The sequence below is a fragment of the Nocardioides sp. J54 genome (genome assembly GCF_000519005.1).
GTDB lineage: Bacteria > Actinomycetota > Actinomycetes > Propionibacteriales > Nocardioidaceae > Nocardioides.
This window is the reverse complement of record NZ_JAER01000072.1, coordinates 1-4,108: the sequence shown is the minus strand read 5'-3', so window position 1 is coordinate 4,108 and position 4,108 is coordinate 1. Positions and strand designations below refer to the sequence as shown.

Here is a 4,108-nt window from a genome sequence, read left to right as displayed (position 1 = left end):
CCCGGCCGGCGCGGTACCGCCGGTGGTTGAGGTGCGAGGCGCCCCAGCGCCGAGCCTCGAAACCACCGGCACCGGCACACCCGACTGTGCCCACCACAGCCCGCCACCCAGGCCCGGAGGTTTCGAGGCTCCTCGCTAGCGCTCGTCACACCTCAACCACCGGGAGTCCGACGAAGCGAACCAGCGTGACGCCGTCGGCCGACAGCACACCCCAGCCACCAGGAACTTCGCGCGGCCTACCGGGGGTTCGACCTCACCAGCCGCCGGTGGTTGAGGTGCGAGGCGCCCCAGCGCCGAGCCTCGAAACCAGCGGCACCGCTGCACCCGACTGGGCCCACCACAGCCCGCCACCAGGCCCGGAGGTTTCGAGGCTCCTCGCTGGCGCTCGTCGCACCTCAACCACCGGGAGTACGGCGTCGCGAACCCAAGGCCTGCCGCCAGGCGGAGGCAGGACCTACGCAAGGCAACCGCGCGCGCGGCAGCGTGGCGCCCGCGCCGCAGGCGCGTCGGCGACAAGCGTGGGCCGAGCGAAGCGAGTGCCTGCGCGCGGTCGTCGACAGGCGACACGCTCGCGCAATCAAGCACGAGCGTGGCGCCCGCGCCGAAGGCGCGTCGAGGAGGGCAAGTGCAGGCCGAGCGCAGCGAGTGCCTGCGCGCAGCCCTCGACAGGCGACACGCTCGCGCAATCAAGCACGGGTCCCCATCCCAGCCGCCCAACCAACAGGTCGCTAATCTCACCGGGTGGCTGATGCGCGTCGGGGGTTCCTGCTCGGCGTCGCGGCGTACGCGATGTGGGGGGCGTTCCCGCTCTACTGGCCGCTGCTCGAGCCGAGCGGGCCGGTCGAGATCCTCGCCCACCGGATCGTCTGGTCCCTGGTGATCATGGCGGTGCTGGTCGTCGTCATGCGACGGCGCAGCCAGCTCCGCGACGTCCTGCGCAGCCGTCGTACGACGCTGCTGCTGGTCGTCGCCGCGGTGACGATCACCTCGAACTGGGGCACCTACATCTACGGCGTGGTCAACGACCGGGTGGTGGAGACGTCGCTCGGCTACTTCATCAACCCGCTGGTGACGGTGCTGATGGGCGTGCTCGTGCTGGGCGAGCGGCTGCGCCCGCTGCAGTGGTGGGCACTGGGCCTGGGGTTCCTCGCCGTCGTCGTGCTCAGCATCGACTACGGCCGGCCGCCGGTCATCGCGCTCGTGCTGGCGTTCTCCTTCGGCACCTACGGCCTGGCGAAGAAGTCAGCCGATGTCGGGGCCGTGGAGAGCCTGACCTTCGAGACCGCGGTCATCGCGCCGTTCGCCGTGGTCTGGCTGCTGTGGCTCAGCAGCGCCGGCGAGGCCCGGTTCACGGACGAGGGCGTCGGCCACGTGGCCCTGCTGGTCACCAGCGGCCTGGTCACCGCGGTGCCGCTGCTCTGCTTCGGGGCAGCCGCGACGCGGGTGTCGATGACGACCCTGGGCCTGCTGCAGTACCTCGCGCCGATGATCCAGTTCGTGCTGGGCATCACGGTCGTCGGCGAGCACATGCCGCCGGGGCGCTGGGCCGGCTTCGTGCTGGTGTGGGTCGCGCTGGCGGTCTTCACCGTCGAGGCCCTGCAGCACCGGCGGCGGTCCCTGGCCCTCGCCGCCGAGGCGTCGGCCGTCTGAACCAGCCCCGGAGGCCGGTGCCGGGAGCCCCGTGCGCCAGCGGCGGGGTGCACGCCGCTGGCGCACGGGCGTTTCGGGGGGTGGTCAGGCAGTCCGCTCCAGGCGACCGAAGCCGCTGCGGTGGAAGACCAGGGGGTGGCCGGCGGCGTCGTTGGCCCCGCGGTCGACGGCCAGGACCTGCAGCAGCACGATGACGTGGTCGCCGGCCTCGACCTCGCGGTAGAGCGAGCAGGAGAAGCGGACCAGGCCCTCGTCGAGCGTGACGGCACCCTCGGGCGAGGTGGTCAGGTCGATGCCCGTGAACCGGTCGGCGACCGGGCCGGAGAGCTGGCGGCACACCGCGCCGTGGTGGTCGGCCAGCACGGTCACCCCGAAGTGGCGGGCACGGCGCAGGTCCGGCCACGTCTTCGAGGTCCGGGCGACCGAGACGGAGACCAGCGGCGGGTCCAGGCTGACCGAGGTGAACGAGCTCGCAGCGAGGCCCACCGGCTCACCGTCGATCTCCGCAGCCAGGGCGACCACGCCGGTCGGGAAGACGCCGAACGCCTGCCGCAGCGCAGCGGGGTCGAGGTCCTGGTTGGTGGTCAGGGTGCTCATGCACCCAAAGTTAACTGACCTACTAGAGATTAACGAGGCGGGGTCGCCACGGAACGGCCGACCCCGTGCAAGGCGGAGCCGATCACCGTGCGGCGAAGGTCATGCCGAGCGGACGGCGACCACGTCGGCGAAGGCCTCCAGCGCGGACCTGACGGCGCCCTCGGGCAGCGCGGTGAGCAGCCGCTTCGCCTCCTGGGCGCGGTCGACGACGTAGGCCTGTGCCTCGGCCATCGCCGGGTGCTTGCGGAGCAGGTCGAGCGCCTCGGCGTGCAGCTGGGCGTCGGCCGCGAGGTCGGTGCGCCCGGGGTCGAGCAGCTCGAGCAGCCGGGCGTCGGCGGGGTCCGTGGACGCGCGCGCCATGAGCACCGGCAGCGTCGGGACGCCCTCCTTGAGGTCGGTGCCCGGCGTCTTGCCGGACTCCTCGCTCTCGGAGGCGATGTCGAGGATGTCGTCGGAGAGCTGGAAGGCGGTGCCGACGAGCTCGCCGTACGCCGTCAGCGCGGTGACGACCTCCGGGTCGGCGCCCGAGAAGAGGGCGCCGTAGTGCGCGGAGGTGGCGATCAGCGAGCCGGTCTTGCCGGCCACGACGTCGAGGTAGTGCGCGAGCGGGTCGTCGCCCGGCGCGGGCGGCACGGTCTCGAGGATCTGGCCCTCGACCAGGCGGGTGAAGGTCTCGGCCTGGATCCGGACCGCCTCCGGCCCGAGCCGGGCGGTGAGCTCCGAGGACTTCGCGAACAGCCAGTCGCCGGTCAGGATCGCGACCAGGTTGTCGTAGCGGGCGTTGGCGGAGTCCTCGCCGCGGCGCAGCGCGGCCTCGTCCATGACGTCGTCGTGGTAGAGCGAGCCGACGTGGGTGATCTCCACGACGCAGGCGGCGGTGAGCACCTCCTCGGCGTCCGGGCGCGGCCCGGCCTCAGCGGCGAGCAGCACGAGCAGCGGGCGGAACCGCTTGCCCCCGGCGGCGAGCAGGTGGCGGGCCGCCTCGGTGACGTACGGCGCCCGGCTGGACGCGTGGCCGTAGAGCGCCTCCTCGACCGCCGCCATGCGACCGCGGAGCCGGTCCGCGAGCGCGTCGTCGAGGATGGGCAGTGCCAGCTCGGCCGGGGATGCTCCGTTCGTCACCTGATGAAGTCTCCCGTATGGGTGACCAGATCGAGAACCGGGCCCGGCACCACGCCGAGGACGAGGGTCGCCGCGACGCACACGGCCACCGTGGCCGTGGTGAGCACCGACGGGCGCGAGACCGCCGCGGCGCCGTCCGGGTGGGCGTCGGTGAAGAACATCAGCCGGATGTGGCGCACGTAGAACGTGATCGCGACGATGCTGGACGCGATCGCCACGAGCACCACCGGCCACGCCCCGGCGGACATCGCGGAGGTGAAGACCGCCCACTTGCCGATGAACCCGGCGGTCAGCGGGATGCCGGCCATCGACAGCAGCAGGAAGGCGAAGGCGCCGGCCACCAGCGGCGAGCGCCGGCCCAGGCCGGCCCACCGGTCGTAGTGGGTCGCCTCGCCACCCGCGTCGCGCACCAGCGTCACGATCGCGAAGGAGCCGATCATCGCAAAACCGTAGGTGGTGAGGTAGAAGAGCACGCCTTCGAGCGAGGTGTACTGGCCCTCGGCGAGCTCGCTGGCGCCCTGGGCTCCGAGCACGCCGACCAGCAGGAAGCCGGTGTGGGCGACCGAGGAGTAGGCGAGCATCCGCTTGACGTCGTTCTGTACGACGGCCAGGGCGGCACCGAGCACCATCGACGCGATCGCGACGACCCAGAGCATCGGCTGCCAGCTCCAGCGCTCGCCGCCGAAGGCGACGTGGAGGAGCCGCAGGAGGGCGCCGAAGGCGGCGACCTTGGTGCCGG

The 4,108-nt window shown here is 72.5% G+C and carries 4 protein-coding genes; 1 reads left to right on the top strand and 3 read right to left on the bottom strand.

The window, feature by feature from the left end:
* Positions 1–741 precede the first annotated feature (741 nt).
* On the top strand, positions 742–1,650 hold the full coding sequence (gene rarD / locus NOCJ54_RS27745; RefSeq protein WP_036519458.1) for an EamA family transporter RarD: 909 nt from the start codon (positions 742–744) through the stop codon (positions 1,648–1,650).
* Positions 1,651–1,734: 84 nt separating this feature from the next.
* Here rarD and NOCJ54_RS0122515 read toward each other — a convergent pair whose 3' ends face one another.
* The 3 genes from NOCJ54_RS0122515 to NOCJ54_RS0122505 form a co-directional block, all read right to left on the bottom strand.
* Entirely contained in the window at positions 1,735–2,247 is a 513-nt protein-coding gene (locus tag NOCJ54_RS0122515) for a flavin reductase family protein (protein ID WP_028657280.1), read from the bottom strand.
* A gap of 99 nt (positions 2,248–2,346) precedes the next feature.
* Positions 2,347–3,369: a polyprenyl synthetase family protein gene (locus NOCJ54_RS0122510; RefSeq protein WP_036519454.1), complete on the bottom strand. Its 1,023-nt coding sequence runs from the start codon at positions 3,367–3,369 to the stop codon at positions 2,347–2,349.
* Positions 3,366–4,108: NADH-quinone oxidoreductase subunit N (locus tag NOCJ54_RS0122505; protein WP_028657278.1), on the bottom strand; the 743-nt coding region annotated here is incomplete at its 5' end. The genes NOCJ54_RS0122505 and NOCJ54_RS0122510, both read right to left, overlap by 4 nt.

Coding starts and splice junctions, on each gene's coding strand:
- NOCJ54_RS0122515 (WP_028657280.1), bottom strand. CDS start 2,247: ATGAGCACCCTGACCACCAACCAGGACCTCGACCCCGCTGCGCTGCGG.